Raw genomic sequence first — 16706 nt, 5'->3', positions numbered from 1 at the left:
TGGAAAAAGAGCTGAACCTTGCAAAGTTGAGGAAACGAAGAATCCTGTGATAGCAGAAACACGATGTGAGCACGCCATGACTAGTGATCCTGAAAAGGTTATTAACTTGTCTGACTTGCGTTCAAAAAGTGCACGAGAGCTTTTAACAATGGCAGAGTCATTAAATTTGCAGAATCTAGCTGGGATGTCAAAGCAGGATCTGATAATCCTCATAGCACAGAGCGAAGTCGCAGACAGTCAAACCAAGAAGGTTATAATGAGTTCCGGCGTAGCTGAGGTCCTGAACGAAGGTTTTGCCTTCATGCGATCCTCTGTATATAACTATCTTGCGAACCAAGATGACATTTATATCTCACCAGGACAGGTACGAAGACTCGGAATTAGGACAGGTGACCTAATCTATGGCGAAGTAAGAGCTCCAAAAAAAGGCGAAAGGTATTTTGCACTTTCTAAGGCATTGGAAATCAATAACAGTCCTGCGTCTGTTGCCAGAAGGTATGTTGCCTTCGAGAGTTTGGTTCCTCTTTATCCAGATACTCCAATAAAGCTTGAATGTGAAAAGTCCACACGGCCTGTGGAGTCAAAAAACTGTGACTTAAGCGGTAGGATTATTGATATCGTTGCTCCGCTCGGAAGAGGACAAAGAGCGCTTATAGTTGCACAACCAAAAACTGGTAAGACTATTCTCCTGCAAAACATCGCGCACTCTATTTCTGCGAACTATCCGGATATACACTTGATAATCCTCCTCATTGATGAGCGACCAGAAGAGGTCACCGATATGCGCAGGTCAGTAAATGCAGAGGTCGTGAGCTCGACATTCGACGAACCAGCGGACAAACACGTATACGTTGCCGAATTTGCAATTGAAAAAGCAAAAAGACTGGTCGAACAGGGAAAACACGTCGTTATTTTACTTGATTCGATTACTCGTTTGGCCAGGGCATACAATTCTGTTGTTCCGTCTTCTGGCAAACTTTTGAGTGGCGGTGTTGATTCCAATGCCCTTCAAAAAGCAAAGCGTCTCTTCGGAGCGGCACGCAATATTGAGGGAGGTGGGTCCTTGACTATTATTGGAACTGCGCTTGTAGATACTGGCTCAAGGATGGACGAACTTATTTACGAAGAGTTTAAGGGTACTGGTAACTCCGAAATAATTCTTGATAGGAAGCTTGCAGAAAAGCGTCTGTTTCCAGCGATTGATATAACTAAGTCAGGCACAAGAAAAGAAGAACTCCTTCTAGAACGCTCTATCCTGAACAAAGTTTGGGTCTTGAGACGGATTCTTAACCAGATGACGGATGCAGATGCAATCGAATTCATAATAGACAAGCTGCAAAGAACGAAAAATAACGAAGAGTTTTTCCTCTTTATGGATAAAAAAGTTAACAACTGAAGAAGCTCGCGCTGTTAGGTTAGATCTTCAACAAAGAGACGTCTAACAGGAGCTTTGTGTGTTTTTACTGATGTCTGCTAGGGAAATGGAGGATGGATGCCCTTATTCATTGGAAGGTGAGGTCTGTGCTATCTTTCTCGAGCCAAAGAAATAGTAAATCAGTCCGATACACGCAACTGCATACCACATGAACGCATACCAGAAGTGCATCATTATTTTCAGCTGCGGCCTCTGAAGTGATAAAATCATCTCAGGATAGATCGCGATAAAATCATTCGAAGTTGAGTACAGAATATATTCTAGAACTGGTAACCTAAAATTCGACCCAATTTCTTTCATATCTAGAGAATAAAGTTCTAAATTAGTAACGTCGTTTCTGACAAGAGGAATTTTAGATCCTCTTACTGGAGATAAGTAACCTTTGAAAACAAACTCTTTGTGAGATTTTAAGATCTGGAGAATCATCTCTCTTGCCCTATCTTTTTCTTCTTTCCTAACATAACCGACATTCACTAGAACAACTTTCCCCTCAGCAGCAAATGGAACGAGTATATTGAAATGCCTGGAATCCTTATAGAGGAGATAAATATCACCATATTCGTAGAAACTAAGCTTACCAACAAAATTACAGTATTTGCGTGGATCACCTAGGGTGGTAGCATGGCACGTTGTAATATTTTCATATGCCTCACGTTTAAAAAGGAACCTCTTTACTTGCCAACAACCCAAAAAGAAAGAGATTAAAATGCAGAGAACAAAAGCTTTTTCCATACATTAACGATTGAAAAGCTGTAAATAAAAATTCTTAAGTAAGAATTATGAGGCACAATACGGACGATAATCCCATAGATAGCTAATACTCTAACGTTAAATACCCTCTTTACATAGTCCGAATGATACTTTACAAAAACTCCCAATATGAATCTCTTACTTTTTACACAAAGTACAACAATTACAGATCTTTTGCTTGATATAAAAACGGAAGTGTTTCAATAAGTGTGAAAAACTAATGACTGTATTCTGCAAAAGCTAGGATGAAAGTTTTCGGCATTAACTCATATACATTAAAGATAACTGTTTATGATCCCTAACAACAACTTGAAGGCAATATTATGGATGCTTGTGCACATGTTTACTGCTGCATTCATGTGCGCCTCGTACAGAATTTTGGGAACACAAATAGATAGGCTTGTACTTGCCTTTTTCCTCAATGCAAGCGGCTTTATTTTTATCCTCCCCTTTGCAGTCTATAAAAACAGGGAGATCAGGCAAAGCACCTCATGGGCATCATATATACTGCGAGCATCTCTTACCGTCTCCGCACAGCTGTTGCTTGTCTATGCGTACAACAATATGGAATTCGCACAGGTTTCAGCAATAACGCTTCTGTATCCTCTTCTTTGCAGTTTTGCGTCATGTATTGTTCTACGTGAGAAAATCGGAGCGAGTAAAGCTACTGCACTAGTTACAGGCTTCATAGGGGCAATCATCATAATAAACCCCAACCATTACACCTTTAACTACTACTCTCTTTATGTAATTCTTGCGACTTTTCTATGGGTGCTTTACGATTTGGCTACAGCAAGGTACGGAAAAAGGGAGTCCATAGTGACTCAATCGTTTTTCATTATGTTTTTTATTACATTATTTTCCGGACTCTTAGCAGCTTATAGAAATTTTACAGACATCCCAGGGCCATTCTGGGAAAAGATTCACTACTTTGGATTGATTGCTTTTGTTTACTTCGTCAGCGGGATTGGAGCAATTATGTACACAAATGAACTCAGTCTAGTCATGCCATTTTATTTTCTTGTACTGATTGTTTCGACAGCAATAGGATACTACGGCTTTTCAGAAAGTATATCATTTAGAGTATCTTTTGGGGCAACGATAATCTTATGTGGCACCAGTTACATTGCATGCTGCGAGTACAAAAACAAGAAATATAAAAGGAACCAGAGGAAGCAAAACTAACGTGCGGATGAGAACCAACCTGGTATCTATCTAGCTGGTTTTACGGTATTACCGGGATTCCTCACTGCATAGTAGAACACTATCATACTTGCAAGAACTGACACAATTGTGAATAACGACAGCGGAACTATTGTCCCATCATAAAAAGGTGCATTTAAGTAGACACTCAATGAACCCAGCGCCATTTCCGAACATACTAGGAGTGCAGTAGCTTTGCCATTGTTAGATTCACCAACTTGGTCAAGAGCAAGCGTAGTTGAATTCCCAATTACGAACGCAAGTCCCATAGCGCTGAAAAACCATATACATTCAAGTATAAGTGGTGAAAACCCAGTAGTGTAATGAAGAAGAATAAGCAACACCTCACTAAGTAGCGGAAGAGCTAATCCAAATGCTACCAACTTCTTGAGCCCTACCTTTGGAATATATTTACTGTTTAAGATTGTACCCAGTAAGAAACCCATCACGTTAATTGCTACCAGATACCCGTATTCCTGGATTGTAACACCCATATCTTCGAGTAATAAAAAAGGAGCAGAACTGATAACATTCCAGAGCCACATGAAAGTAATCACTGTTATGGCAGAATAAAGGACGTAACTTTTATTAGTCGCTATTCGAATATAAGAATTAAGAAGACCCCTTAGTGAAGCGGGATTTCTCTCCTTTAGCGTATCTTGAAAAAAGAAAACTAATAGCAACAGACACACCAATCCTAGTGAGGCAAGAAACAAGAAAATATAGTGCCAACTGAAATAAAAAAGGATAACAGTACCTAAAATAGGCGCAAACGTCGGAGAGACCGCAACCACAGAAGATAATTTAGAAATAACCTGCGCACATTTTTCACCAGAATAAAAATCTTTCACGCTAGCGAAACCTACAACTACTGCAACACCTTGCCCAATACCTTGTAGAAACCTGAAGAAAACCAATGCATCGATCGAAGCAGAAAAAATACAAAGAACACTAGAAACAACAAAAACTAACGAACCTAAAAGCAAAGCAAGTTTTCTTCCCCATAAATCAGAAACCGTACCCCAAAAGAGGCTAGAAAGAGCTAGACCCAATATATTACTACTTATACTTGCCTTCACAGCCATTGCTGTTGCCGAAAAAAAAACACCAATACTTGGCAGCGCAGGAACATAAATTTCCACTGCGACATCTGCTACGAAGACGACAAACGTGATCAAAACCACGTGCAAAAAACGATTCACAAACTAACTCAAGAAGACAAAGATGCAACCTTTTCTCTAATGACACCTAGCTCCTGATTTGGCATCGGAACCATACCAACAGCCCTTAGGTAGCCGTATGTTCCCAGTGCATTCTCACTAAGAACTTCATTGAGTAGGTCCCTAAGACCACGAACAAAATCAAGGTGCGTAAGCTTTACGTACAAGTATACTGGACGAACAAAATCGTATTGACCACTCATTATGCTTTCATAAGTTGGTCGCACTCCATTCACAGAATGCGCCTTTAGTGCATCAGAATTTCTTATAAAGAAACTGTAGCTCAGAAGACCAAATGCATTGTGATTACGTGCAAGTTTTTGGACCATCAAGTTTTCATTATTGCTGACTTCCACATAAACACCATCATCCCGAACAACTGAACAAATCTTTCTTAATTTTTCCAGCCCATACGCCAGATTAAAGGCAGGTTCATTTAGACACTGGCTGAGTAGGACCATCCTTTTTACTGACTCGAACGTACCAGTATTCCTTGTGGGACCGTAAATCTTAATCTCAGAGTCATAGAATTTACCATCATCTATACTACCCCATCGCTTGTTGGGATTTTTAACAAGCCTAACTCCATCTGCTACATAGAATGAGATGGCTTCAAAAATGTCACGGATGGAGAATTCATAATCAAGACCACTACCACTACTACTAGCAACCACGAGAGCGTCCCTACCAAGCTCAATTTCCATTATATCTCCACTATCAATTGAGTACACCTTACAAAGTGCCAACTCCACTTCATTTATCCTGCGTGAGGATACAACTATGTCGGGATGAGCATCACCCACACCCATACAAAAGAGCTTAAATCCGGCGCTTGTACCAGTGGACTCGACTATAGGAGTCTTGACCCTATAGGTCTTAGCAAACTCCTCAGAAATCGCACTCATGAATGGGAAGACCGTACTCGAACCTACGACTCTCACATACTCTCTGGTATCAGCAAAACCAGCGAAGAATAGCAAAAACAGGTATAGAAAAATCCGCGCCATTCAAATCAAAAAGACACTCCAACAAACCAGCCCCACTCTACTGTAAAAACCGGAGCGATACTCGCATTCCAAAAAAGACTGAGCCTGTTCGCACACTAGAGTACTGACACAAACAGACGAGATTATAAGTGCATTCACGGTATACTTGTCAAGCCAAAATTTTCCTGTTAGAATTCGTCCTTTATCGCGTAGCCACTTAGTCACATGCCTTCTCACATTTATGAGTGCGTGTTCCTTGCAAGTAGTTCCCTTTCTGAAGGCGGCGTGTCCAATCTCATGGATAATTTCAATGCCGCCTTTGCTGAGAACAGTATAAAGGTTCTGCGTCAGGAAAACTGGGGGTCTCTCGCCCTTGCGTATAGAGTAAAGAACCACACGAAGGCAAATTACTTTATGTTCGTTATTTCTGCGGAGCCATTAGCACTTCAGAAATTTGAGGCGAAGTTGAAGTACAATGATCTTGTGCTACGTTATTTGCTACAGAGGAAGAGGGAGTTTAAGGCACCTGATGGTGCTGTATCGCTTAAGCTACCCCAACATCAGCAATAATTCGTAGGTTTATGGGGAGTATAGAAGAAGTTAAAAAGACTCAGATGGCTCCGGTAGACGTTGAGTCTCAGGTTGAGCTTGATCTGAAGATCGAGGATTTTGATTACAAGAATGTGGCACTTATCAAGCGTTTCATGACCCCGGTCGGGCGCGTCTTGTCAAGAAGGGCCACTGGTTTAAGTGCGAAAAAGCAACGGAAGATGGCAAAGGAGGTTCGGAAGATGAAGTTCCTTGCACTTGTTCCGTACTGTGACCGCCACAAGTAAAGTGTAGAGTGTATGTTAGTTATTTTAAAGGAGACAGCACGTAAACTTGGAAACGTTGGGGACGTTCTCAAGGTTAAAAAGGGCTTTGCTAGAAACTATCTCATTCCTTCTGGTAAGGCTGTGCGCGCTACCAGGGCGAATTTGGCGATTCTGGAGAACAGTAAGGAGAAGTTGGCAGCCCAGCAGGCTGCGGAGCTAGAGACTGCCTCAGAGTTGGCAAAATCTTTCACCGAGATTGATGTTCTCCCTATATATGCCCAAGCAGAGCGCGGCGTCCTTTTTGGCGCAGTGAGTGCCAAGCAGGTTGTTGCTGAGCTTTCAAAAAAGGGAATAGAAATCACTACTAAAAACGTTGTCCTAGGAGCACCAATAAAGGCCCTTGGAGAACATGAAGTGAGGATTTTTTTACATTCCAGAGTTGAGTGTTCTCTTAAAATTCACATCTTAGATGCCTCTAGAAGGGGCGCTGATGGGACCATCACAGGCACGTCGTAATTTGACCAGATATGATTCCCAGGTACAGCAGAGAGGTCGCTGCATCGATCTGGAGGGATGATACTAGGTTTTCCCTGTGGTTGGAGATTGAGCTCCTTGCGTGTGAGGCACAAGCTCGGCTTGGTAATATACCTCAGGAAAGTTTAAGCGTCATTTTAGAAAAAGCAGCCTTTGATATAGAAAGGATCGGGTTCATTGAAAAAGAGGTTAAGCACGATGTTATAGCTTTTTTAACAAGTGTGGCGGAGTTCGTTGGCCCTGATGCAAGATATATACACATGGGCATGACTAGCTCAGACGTAGTAGATACTGCTTTTTCACTCCAGCTTCGTCGTGCGGGAACTTTACTCTTAGAAGGCTTAGATAAAGTTACCGAAGCACTTAGGGAAAGGGCTCTCGAGCACAAGAACACTATCTGTGTTGCTAGGACACATGGAATTCATGCTGAACCTATTACTCTTGGGCTTAAGTTCGCTCGATTCTATCAGGAATTTAAACGAAATCGACTAAGACTTTCGCAGGTAATCAAAGAGATTTCTGTATGTAAGATTTCTGGTGCTGTAGGACAGTTCGGTAATATTGACCCATTTGTCCAAGAGTACGTTGCAGAAAAGCTTGGACTTGAACCAGAACCACTGGCGACGCAAGTTATACCACGTGATAGGTACGCTGTTTTTTTCAGTACTCTTGCTCTTATTGCTTCCTCAATAGAGAACGTTGCAACAGAAATTAGACATCTTCAAAGAAGTGAGGTGTTGGAATGTTCAGAGTACTTCTCGCCAGGTCAGAAAGGGAGCTCAGCGATGCCTCACAAGAAAAACCCTATTTTGAGCGAAAACCTTACTGGCTTAGCTCGCATAGTTAGGAGCACGGTCATCCCGTTTCTTGAAAATGTCTCTCTGTGGCACGAAAGGGATATCTCACATTCCTCAGTTGAAAGAGTGTGTGCTCCAATGGCCTGTGTCACGTTAGACTTCGCATTGGAAAGACTTTCTACTGTAATAAGGGAATTAGTGGTCTTTGAGAAGAATATCGAGAAGAATCTGAACCTTCTAGGTGGACTTATTTTCTCACAAAAGGTCCTTCTAGCTCTTATAGAATCTGGAAAGACGCGGGAAGAGGCTTACCATATAGTTCAGGAAAACGCGATGAAAAGTTGGAATGACACGAGCACGTCTTTCGTAGAGAACATAAAGATGGATAAACGTGTGACATTTCAGGAAGTTGATAAACTCTTTTGCTACGAGAGTTATCTCAGACATCTGGATTACATATTCGAGCATGTCTTTAGCGCTAGTGAAGTAAGTTAATATATTAAATCTAAGATTTGTATGCGTTGTCACTGAACTTGTATAAACAATGATCAGGGTGTGCTGTGAGTTGATTTACCCAAGCTGAAAGGTGCAAAAGTATCGTAGTAGATCTTTGTGATTATTCGTATTACAATGGCTCTCGACCTTCGCGGTTTTCTGAGGGGGACTTTTGGTGGAGCTTGGTTTTTGTGTGTCTTTTTATAGATTATGGTTGATGAGAAAGCTGAGGTAATAAAAAAATTTAGGACGGCAGATAATGACACAGGATCTGCTTTCGTGCAGGTTGCGCTCTTTACCAGGCGTATAAATAACTTGACTAGGCATTTACAGGGATTCAAAAAAGATTACTCGTCTAGATTGGGTTTGCTTAAGATCATAAGCAAGAGACGTAGGCTACTCAATTATCTAGCAAAGAATGATTGTCAGGGGTGTAAGAATTTGATGGAAATGCTTGATATAAGAAAGTAGATAATGTTTGAAATAAAAGAATCCTCCATGGAATGGGAGGGGAAGAGTTTGCACATAAAAACCGGAGAGGTAGCACGTCAGGCTGCTGGTGCAGCTTGCGTTTCATACGGTGGAACCGTTGTGCTGGCTGTAGTAACTCTTCAGAAGGATACTGCAGCTTCTAAAAAGACTTCTGACTTGTCGGGTCTAGCACTTGTGACAAACTTCCTAGCCAAATCATACGCTCTGGGGCGTATACCAAACGGCTTCTTCAAACGGGAAGGCAAGCTCTCAGAGAGAGAGGTGTTGGCCTCCAGGGTGGTTGATAGAGCCGTAAGACCCTTGATAGAAGAAAATCTCGTTAATGAGGTAAACATAGTGTGCAAACTTCTTGCACATGGCAATAGAAAGGTTCTACCTGAAATACCAGCTCTGATAGCGGCCTCCGCTGCGTTGCAGCTCTCTGGAATTCCATTTAGCGGTCCCGTTATCGGGGTCGATGTTGACATGCGTGGGTCAGAAGTCACATGTAACGAGATCAGGGAGACAGAAGGTGGACTCGAACTCTTTGTTGCTTGTACAGAGGAATCGGTTGTAATGGTGGAAGCCGAAGCAAGTGAAGCCTCTGAAGAGGAGGTTGTAAATGCCCTTTCAGAGGCGCTAAAAAGCGCAAAACCGGTTTTTTCCTTTATCAACGAGTTTGTTAAAAGCGTCACTACGGTAAAGCCGATAGGGGTGCTCTATGACAATAAAGAGCTCTGTGAGAAGGTGCGTGCAGCATGTAGTGGACAATTAGAGAGCGTCTATAATGAGAGAATAAGTAGTAAGGAAAAGCGACACAACAAACTTGGCCAGATCTATACAGATACCTTTGCTCAACTGTCTGACGATGGCTATGCTGAGTCCGAGGTCTTATTCTTCATTAAGAAGCTCGAAAAAGAAATCGTGAGAAAGAACGTTTTGGAGGAGGGCATAAGACCAGACGGGAGGAGCCTGACAGAAATACGTCCAATCAGTATCGCTCTGGATTATCTTCCTGGCACTCATGGTTCTGCTCTTTTCACTCGTGGTGGGACACAGAGTTTAGTCGTAGCTACGCTGGGGTCTTATCAAGATGAGCAAGTTATGGATGATATCGATGGTGAGAGAAGGGAGTCCGTACTTTTGCACTATAACTTTTTGCCGTACGCGGTTGGTGAAGTTGGTGCCCTGCGCGCACCAGGAAGACGGGAAATCGGGCATGGACGCTTAGCCCTAAAAGCGGTGAAGGCTGTTCTGCCAGGTAAAGAGGTTTTCCCTTATACTTTACGTTTGGTCTCTGAAATTACAGAATCTGACGGTTCTTCTTCTATGGCAACAGTATGTGGGTCATCTTTGGCTCTAATGGATACTGGAGTTCCTATTACGAAGCATGTAGCCGGAATAGCTATGGGCTTGATAACTGATGGAGTAAGGTCTGCCGTTCTGAGTGACATCTCGGGTGATGAAGACATGCTCGGAGATATGGACTTCAAGGTTGCGGGTACACGAAATGGAATTGTCGCACTTCAGATGGATATGAAAGTGCGTGGCATAAGTATAGCAACAATTAGGGATGCACTAAATCAGGCACTGGCTGGAAGGTTGCACATCCTTGAAAAGATGGAGCATGTAATTGCTAAGCCCCGGGAAAGTCTAAAGGATTCGGCCCCAAAGATACTGTGCTACAAGATTGATAAGGATGTCGTACATAAGGTGATAGGCAGTGGTGGGAAAACTATTAGGGGGATTTCGTCTGATACCTCTGCAAAGATTGATATAGATCAGAATAACTACGTTTATATAATGGCTGACACCGAGGAGGCATTGATGGAAGCAAAAACTAGGGTTGATATGGCTTCAGGTGCTTCTGATTCCAATGTCCCGCAGCTTAAAATTGGTGAACTATATGACGGAAAAATAGTGAGCGTAGTTGACTTTGGCTTGTTCGTTGTTCTTCCAAATAAGCAGGAGGGATTGGTCCATATTAGTGAAATTAGTAAGAACAGGGTTAATGATATACGCGCAGACTACACTGAAGGACAGGCAGTTACGGTGCGGATCAAGGATATAGGTTCGGATGGAAAAATTAAGCTGACTATGCGCATTGATGAGGATAGAGTAGGTAGTGGTGGAAGTAGCTCCTCACCTAAGAAGCGTTTTGGAGCCCATCCTAGAAAAAATGGTAAGGATAACCGATCCAATAACAGTGAGAGGGGTTTCAACGAGAGGTCCGGCTCTGCTGAAGGTTCGTCTATTAGTAGAAAGCGATTTTTCTAAATCTGGGAGCGTTTTATCTCTAAGAAGCCGGATTTAGCTGGTTTCCACCTTTGTTCGATAACTTCGACGTCTTTTGCCTCTTGTGATAGCTGTGATCTTGCCTCCACCTGATGTATTTCTCTATTAGGGAATAGATGAACCCGTGGGGGTTCTGCAGCTATCGCTCCCTTTGTGGGGGTTCTTTATTCTTGTAGGTCTTTGTCTTTGCTTTTGTAAATCTTTCTTTAAGCAAACTCTAGCTGAACCCTGCCGGAAGGATTATAATCGGCCTATGCTGGTGCACTTTGGTTTTGCTTACAGAGACATGGATTATAGAATTGAAACTGATTCCATCGGATCGATAAAAGTTCCGCAGGATAAGTATTGGGGCGCACAAACTCAGAGAGCAATGGAAAATTTCAAAATAGGGACAGAAAAGGTTCCTATGGAAGTAGTAAAGGCCATCGCAATAATTAAACTCGCTGCGGCGCGCACAAATGTAAAAGCAGGTGCATTATCAAAGGATTACCTTGGAGCAATTGAAGAAGCGTGTCACGAGATTATCGATGGGAAACTAGATGATCAGTTCCAGCTTTCGGTCTGGCAGACAGGGTCCGGAACTCAGACGAACATGAATGTTAATGAAGTTATCTCTAATCGGGCTATAGAGAAGTTTAATGGTGTGATCGGCAGCAAAACCCCAATCCATCCAAACGATCATGTTAACATGGCGCAATCATCAAATGACACCTTTCCCTCTGCAATGCATATTGCAGCTGTTGAAAAGGTACTCAAAAAACTTCTCCCCTCACTTTTTTACCTTGTTGAGGTGTTATCAGAAAAAATAAAAAGTTTTTCTGGCATTGTTAAGATCGGGAGGACTCATATGCAGGATGCAGTTCCTATCACATTAAGTCAGGAGTTCTCATGTTTTTGTGAACAACTAAATAAAAGCGCATCCCGTTTGAATGAAAATTTATCTAGGCTCCTTGAAATACCACAAGGAGGTACGGCTGTCGGTACTGGGTTAAACACGAGGAGGAACTTCGATCATGAGATCGTCGCTGAAATCGCAAGAATTACTTCTATAGAGTTCACACCTGCGAAAAACAAGTGTGAGATGCTTGCCTCACACGACACATTAGTTGAGTTAAGCGGTAATTTAAATACGTTGGCTGTGTCGTTGATGAAAATAGCGAATGACATTCGATTACTCGGTTCTGGTCCGAGGTGTGGTATAGGAGAACTTATATTACCGATGAATGAACCCGGCTCATCAATTATGCCAGGAAAGGTGAATCCAACCCAGTGCGAAGCCTTAACAATGGTTTGTGCGCAGGTCATCGGAAATCACTCAGCCGTAACTGTAGCTGGTGCTGGCGGCCAATTACAGCTCAACACATTCAAACCAATGATCATATACAATCTGCTACAATCAATGGATTTACTTTCAGATGGAATGATCAGTTTCGGAGAGAAATGTGTAATGGGAATAGTGCCGAATAAAAAGCGAATAGACAACATGTTACAGGAATCGTTGATGCTGATTACTGCTTTGAACAAGGAAATTGGATACGACAACGCAGCAAAGATTGCGAAATTTGCCTACTCAAAGGATTGCACGCTTAAGGAAGCAGCCATGGAACTCGAACTTCTCTCCGAAGATGAGTTTGACAGGATTGTCAACCCCGCACACATGCTAGGACCAGACCAACAAGAGAAAACGGGCCCAGCTTAAGGCACTAGGGTACGGCTGCTGCATTTCTGCCCTGACCGGGTTCGCCTGGCACCTTACCTGGACCTAAAAAAGGATAGCATCCCCTTAGTGTTTGTGCAATTGGAGAGGGATCCCGGTACTGCTTTTGAGTCTGACATAGCTTACAACTCCTTTTACACCTTCAATACGCTTTGCAATGTCGTAAACTCTACTAAACTCCTCTTTGCTTTGCGCGACTCCCAGAAGATACACTGTCCCGTCTACTACCTCAACAGTATAACTGAAAGATTTCACAGAACTCTTCAGTAGGAGAGCTAACTTTATTTGTGCTGCAATCCACGCAGATTCAGCAAAAGATTCTTCCCTATCTTGTACCTGTATCTCATTTATCACTTCACGCACTCCCTCCTGTGACCACACAAGTTTACTTGCTGCCACTCTATCTGTTGAATTACGCACGCTACCATAAATAAGTACACTACCCTCGTTTACAGAGACAGTAAGATCTCTGCAAAAGTTCTTACTAGAAATAACTCCAGACACTCTAGATAAAATAGCTTCATCATCGATAACCTCACCTGTTCCCTTATCCTGAATTGAGGTTACAGCAACTGTAGCAGCTGTCGTTCCTATTAGAAGTGGAGTACAGGCAGGCAAACAAAACACAGCCAAGAACAAAAAAGTCACGTAAGTACGCATTTCCAAAAGGGGAGAGCAGGAAGTAAAAGATAGCAGAACACCAAACAATCGCAATACTACTATCAAAGTGTGAATAGAGGCCTACGACTCCTCGTCAAACAATGTTAAAAGCTACCAATCCACCTATAACAACTATCCAGAGTAACGTCACCGGCAGAAATACCTTCCAACACAACCTCATTAACTGGTCATATCTGTAACGTGGGAGCGTTGCTCTGACAATCAGAAAACAAAACAAAACAAATACAATCTTCAGAATAAACCAGATAAAGCCCGGAACAATGGATAAACCCCACCAGTTAATTGGCGGATACCACCCACCTAAAAACAGCGTCGCCATTATGCTACTGCTCAATATCATATTTGCATACTCCCCAAGAAAGAAAAGCGCAAAAGGAATAGATGAATACTCGACATTGTAACCCGAAACTAGCTCAGCTTCTGCCTCGGGTAAATCGAAAGGATGTCTGTTTGTTTCTGCAAGAATCGAAACAAAAAATATAAAAGTCATGGGCAACATCAAGATATCGACCCAATATGGCAGACTGTGCTTTATCACCACTATCTCGGCCAGGTTAAGAGAGCCAGTGAGCAGTATAACCGTCATGACTACTGGCGCTATAACAATCTCATATGAAATCATCTGAGAAGCCGACCTAAGTGCTCCCAAAAATGAATAACTAGATTTACTTGCCCAACCTGCAATGATCGTTCCGTAAACCTCAAGCGCGGCAACACCAAGAAGATACATAACCCCGAGATTAACATTTGCAATTACAGTTGGCACTTCTACACCGTCTATTTCGGATGTCCCAAACGGTATGACTGCCCACCCTACCAACGCCAACACAAATATGATTACTGGGGCGAATAAAAACAGTTTTGGGCTGGCAGCATTCGGAATAATTATCTCCTTAAGCAAAACCTTTATAGCATCAGCAATCGGTTGCAGAAGTCCAAACGGCCCTACCAAGTCGGGACCGACACGAAGTTGTGTTGCTGCTATTACCTTTCTCTCTGCATATGTCAGGTAGGCCACACAAAGTATCAAGACTATTGCAAGCAGTACTATCCAAACAAGCTTAGAGAGAACAAGATAAAGCATTAAACTCCTCACTACACTTTGCCATCGTACTAGAAGCCCTGCTGATCACATCGGACATATAAAAGTTTCTTTTCTTAAATGAAATAACTTCATCTGCAAAAGCAGCTTCACCTATAAATTCATATTTGGAAGGACCCCTGGGAACACATGTACCAAGATGCTTAAAATGTGGCCCTAGCTTCTCCAATTTCGCCCTTATAAAGGGTAAACTAACATTGCTAAACGGAGTACCAAGTGCTTGAGCAAGTTCCGCTATAATCTCTCTATCATCCCTCGCTTCACCAGGAGGAAAAACAGCTCTAAAGGCAAGCTGTGCTCTTCCCTCAGCATTAACATAAATTGCATCTTTTTCTACGTAAGAGCAACCAGGAAGTATGACATTAGCCCGAGATGCACCCTTATCACCATGATGACCTTGATACACAACAAACGCACCTTCAGGTATGCTCTCAACGCAATCATCAGCACCTAAAAGGTAAACAAGCTTCGTATCACCATTGAGAACACCTTTTAAACCATCCTGGTGATAAAAGCCTACATCCAGAGCACCAACAGTTCCAGAGTGACGCTGTAACACTGAGAAGCCATTAAAACTCTCTTGAAAAAATCCAAACCTCTCAGCGATCGCTCGGAGCAACGAGATTATATAATTCGCATCTGCGCGGCTTAGAACATCGGGACCAACAATCATCATTGGCCTTCTGGAACTACCTAACAACTCCTGGAATTTCTGATTTCTACCAGATGCTATCTCAACAAGCGTGGCAGCATCATTACCAATGCTTGAGACATCAAAAGCATATTTTGCATCGCTTCCCAAACCTACTACTGTATAATTACCAGACAACCACCTTTTTCTAATTCTTGCAGCTATTAGTGGAGCATCTACGCGTAAATTCGCTCCAACAAGAAAACAAAAATCTGATTCTTCTATACCAGCAAAAGTGGTATTAAAGGTATAAAAATCGCGCTCCGAGACCATATAACTCGCCCCGTCTTGCCTGCATTCGGTCTTAGAAACCCCCAACTTATTGAGCATCCTTTTTAGAAGGAAAACTGACTCCACATCGGCCAAATCTCCTGCAACTGCAGCAATTTCTTCACGATTTACGTGATCAATCTGTTTAACAATCTCGGATATTGCTTTTTTCCATGTAGACTCATGGAGCTTGCCATTCACTCTCACATAGCACCTATCCAACCTCTGTACCCTTAGACCGTCATAGGAGAAGCGCGACCTATCCGAGAGCCATTCCTCATTTATTTCTTCATTCAATCGCGGAAGTATACGCATCACCGTTTGCCCTCTTACATCAATCCTGATGTTGCTGCCAACTGCATCGAGAACATCTACACTTTCGATTTTTGTAAGTTCCCACGGACGAGCTGTAAAAGCGTATGGCTTCGACGTGAGAGCCCCAACCGGACATAGGTCTATTATATTGCCAGAAAGTTCCGATGATAGAGATTTTTGTATGTAGGTACTTATCTCAGAATCAGCCCCCCTGTTAACCATCCCGAGTTCTTCCACACCGGCAACATCGGATAGAAAACGAATACAACGGGTACAGTGTATGCAGCGATTCATCTCGGTTGAGATCACGGGTCCAAAATCTTTTTTCTGTACGGACCTTTTGGCGTAAGAGAACCGACCTTCACCTTTCCCATAAAGTATTGCCTGATCTTGGAGATCACACTCACCACCCTGGTCGCATATAGGGCAGTCCAAAGGGTGGTTGGCAAGTAAAAACTCCATGACACCCTCTCTCGCAGCCCTTATTTTTGGCGTGTCGGTATGCACAACCATGTTATCAACAACCGGAGTTGCACAAGAAGCGGCCAGCTTCGGAGGACCACCCTCAACTTCAACAAGACACATTCGACAATTGCCAGCTATCTTAAGACGCTCATGATAGCAAAATCTGGGCACCTCAACGCCAGCCATTTGGCAGGCCTGGATGACAGTACATCCAGACTCAACCAAAAGCTTCTTACCGTTGATAGTAACATTCGGCATAAACTTCTAGATACTATCCCACCTGACTGGCATACCAGACGAATCATCACTTTCGACAGGATCACCGTTCTCATACTCCGCACCCATGTAGGAAATATTTTTCCCCTTGGTATGCCTATGAATATAGAGAGAAGGCTGCACCGGCCTGCCATTGTAAGTTTTGGTGGCCTTGGAGCCCTTTTGCCTTCCAGGGTTCGTCTTGCTTG

Annotated in this window: 14 protein-coding genes, 1 other RNA gene and 1 pseudogene; 9 read left to right on the top strand and 7 right to left on the bottom strand. The window is 42.7% G+C overall.

All coding sequences use genetic code 11. The features are described 5' to 3' along the window. The first annotated feature begins 76 nt into the window (after positions 1-76). Positions 77-1396 (top strand): transcription termination factor Rho, encoded by a 1320-nt coding sequence (gene rho, locus NSE_RS00305; RefSeq protein ID WP_011451474.1) that lies wholly within the window; start codon positions 77-79, stop codon positions 1394-1396. 102 nt (positions 1397-1498) lie between these two features. Here rho and NSE_RS00300 read toward each other — a convergent pair whose 3' ends face one another. Next, positions 1499-2167: an SURF1 family cytochrome oxidase biogenesis protein gene (locus NSE_RS00300; protein WP_011451473.1), complete on the bottom strand. Its 669-nt coding sequence runs from the start codon at positions 2165-2167 to the stop codon at positions 1499-1501. A gap of 309 nt (positions 2168-2476) precedes the next feature. On the opposite strand from NSE_RS00300, the gene NSE_RS00295 reads away from it, so the two are divergent. Beyond that, positions 2477-3370, top strand: a complete 894-nt coding sequence (locus NSE_RS00295; protein ID WP_011451472.1) for a DMT family transporter — start codon at positions 2477-2479, stop codon at positions 3368-3370. A gap of 26 nt (positions 3371-3396) precedes the next feature. Here the strand turns inward: NSE_RS00295 and NSE_RS00290 are convergent, their stop codons facing one another. Then, on the bottom strand, positions 3397-4590 hold the full coding sequence (locus NSE_RS00290; RefSeq protein ID WP_011451471.1) for a multidrug effflux MFS transporter: 1194 nt from the start codon (positions 4588-4590) through the stop codon (positions 3397-3399). 8 nt (positions 4591-4598) lie between these two features. Further along, positions 4599-5615 carry a substrate-binding domain-containing protein gene (locus NSE_RS00285; RefSeq protein ID WP_011451470.1) on the bottom strand — a complete coding sequence of 339 codons (1017 nt, stop codon included), beginning with the start codon at positions 5613-5615 and terminating at the stop codon, positions 4599-4601. A gap of 204 nt (positions 5616-5819) precedes the next feature. Here NSE_RS00285 and rpsF point away from each other — a divergent pair, with 204 nt between their 5' ends. The 7 genes and pseudogenes from rpsF to fumC all read left to right on the top strand — a co-directional run. Continuing rightward, positions 5820-6164 (top strand): 30S ribosomal protein S6, encoded by a 345-nt coding sequence (rpsF, locus tag NSE_RS00280; protein ID WP_011451469.1) that lies wholly within the window; start codon positions 5820-5822, stop codon positions 6162-6164. 11 nt (positions 6165-6175) lie between these two features. Further along, on the top strand, positions 6176-6430 hold the full coding sequence (gene rpsR / locus NSE_RS00275; protein WP_227028961.1) for a 30S ribosomal protein S18: 255 nt from the start codon (positions 6176-6178) through the stop codon (positions 6428-6430). Between the two features lie 12 nt (positions 6431-6442). Further along, a complete protein-coding gene (rplI, locus tag NSE_RS00270) occupies positions 6443-6925 on the top strand; it encodes a 50S ribosomal protein L9 (protein WP_011451467.1) in 483 nt (160 codons plus the stop codon). Positions 6926-6936: 11 nt separating this feature from the next. Continuing rightward, positions 6937-8235: an adenylosuccinate lyase gene (purB, locus tag NSE_RS00265; RefSeq protein WP_011451466.1), complete on the top strand. Its 1299-nt coding sequence runs from the start codon at positions 6937-6939 to the stop codon at positions 8233-8235. A gap of 210 nt (positions 8236-8445) precedes the next feature. After that, positions 8446-8706: a 30S ribosomal protein S15 gene (rpsO, locus tag NSE_RS00260; protein WP_011451465.1), complete on the top strand. Its 261-nt coding sequence runs from the start codon at positions 8446-8448 to the stop codon at positions 8704-8706. 3 nt (positions 8707-8709) lie between these two features. Then, positions 8710-10983 (top strand): polyribonucleotide nucleotidyltransferase, encoded by a 2274-nt coding sequence (gene pnp, locus NSE_RS00255; RefSeq protein ID WP_011451464.1) that lies wholly within the window; start codon positions 8710-8712, stop codon positions 10981-10983. Between the two features lie 304 nt (positions 10984-11287). Beyond that, a pseudogene (gene fumC, locus NSE_RS00250) lies at positions 11288-12667 on the top strand (class II fumarate hydratase); the annotation flags it as partial. A gap of 13 nt (positions 12668-12680) precedes the next feature. Here the strand turns inward: fumC and ffs are convergent. The 4 genes from ffs to nuoG form a co-directional block, all read right to left on the bottom strand. Beyond that, positions 12681-12769, bottom strand: an RNA gene (gene ffs, locus NSE_RS04020) — signal recognition particle sRNA small type. A gap of 15 nt (positions 12770-12784) precedes the next feature. Continuing rightward, positions 12785-13378 carry a BON domain-containing protein gene (locus NSE_RS00245; RefSeq protein WP_041917458.1) on the bottom strand — a complete coding sequence of 198 codons (594 nt, stop codon included), beginning with the start codon at positions 13376-13378 and terminating at the stop codon, positions 12785-12787. Positions 13379-13472: 94 nt separating this feature from the next. After that, the gene (nuoH, locus tag NSE_RS00240) at positions 13473-14483 is read right to left on the bottom strand and encodes an NADH-quinone oxidoreductase subunit NuoH (RefSeq protein WP_011451461.1); all 1011 of its coding nucleotides are present in this window, start codon (positions 14481-14483) and stop codon (positions 13473-13475) included. Next, complete coding sequence (gene nuoG / locus NSE_RS00235) at positions 14461-16500, bottom strand: NADH-quinone oxidoreductase subunit NuoG (protein ID WP_011451460.1); 2040 nt, start codon at positions 16498-16500, stop codon at positions 14461-14463. Before nuoG ends, nuoH begins: the two co-directional genes overlap by 23 nt. Between the last annotated feature and the right edge of the window lie 206 nt (positions 16501-16706).

The sequence above is a fragment of the Neorickettsia sennetsu str. Miyayama genome, from assembly GCF_000013165.1.
GTDB classification, from domain to species: domain Bacteria; phylum Pseudomonadota; class Alphaproteobacteria; order Rickettsiales; family Anaplasmataceae; genus Neorickettsia; species Neorickettsia sennetsu.
Note: the sequence above shows the minus strand (reverse complement) of the source record. Positions and strands in the feature narration are given on the sequence as shown.

Excerpts from the sequence above, each read along its gene's own strand:
- rho (WP_011451474.1), top strand. The coding sequence starts at position 77 with ATGACTAGTGATCCTGAAAAGGTTATTAACTTGTCTGACTTGCGTTCA.
- NSE_RS00300 (WP_011451473.1), bottom strand. The coding sequence starts at position 2,167 with ATGGAAAAAGCTTTTGTTCTCTGCATTTTAATCTCTTTCTTTTTGGGT.
- NSE_RS00295 (WP_011451472.1), top strand. The coding sequence starts at position 2,477 with ATGATCCCTAACAACAACTTGAAGGCAATATTATGGATGCTTGTGCAC.
- NSE_RS00285 (WP_011451470.1), bottom strand. The coding sequence starts at position 5,615 with ATGGCGCGGATTTTTCTATACCTGTTTTTGCTATTCTTCGCTGGTTTT.
- rpsF (WP_011451469.1), top strand. The coding sequence starts at position 5,820 with ATGCCTTCTCACATTTATGAGTGCGTGTTCCTTGCAAGTAGTTCCCTT.
- rpsR (WP_227028961.1), top strand. The coding sequence starts at position 6,176 with ATGGGGAGTATAGAAGAAGTTAAAAAGACTCAGATGGCTCCGGTAGAC.
- rplI (WP_011451467.1), top strand. The coding sequence starts at position 6,443 with ATGTTAGTTATTTTAAAGGAGACAGCACGTAAACTTGGAAACGTTGGG.
- purB (WP_011451466.1), top strand. The coding sequence starts at position 6,937 with ATGATTCCCAGGTACAGCAGAGAGGTCGCTGCATCGATCTGGAGGGAT.
- rpsO (WP_011451465.1), top strand. The coding sequence starts at position 8,446 with ATGGTTGATGAGAAAGCTGAGGTAATAAAAAAATTTAGGACGGCAGAT.
- pnp (WP_011451464.1), top strand. The coding sequence starts at position 8,710 with ATGTTTGAAATAAAAGAATCCTCCATGGAATGGGAGGGGAAGAGTTTG.
- NSE_RS00245 (WP_041917458.1), bottom strand. The coding sequence starts at position 13,378 with ATGCGTACTTACGTGACTTTTTTGTTCTTGGCTGTGTTTTGTTTGCCT.
- nuoH (WP_011451461.1), bottom strand. The coding sequence starts at position 14,483 with ATGCTTTATCTTGTTCTCTCTAAGCTTGTTTGGATAGTACTGCTTGCA.
- nuoG (WP_011451460.1), bottom strand. The coding sequence starts at position 16,500 with ATGCCGAATGTTACTATCAACGGTAAGAAGCTTTTGGTTGAGTCTGGA.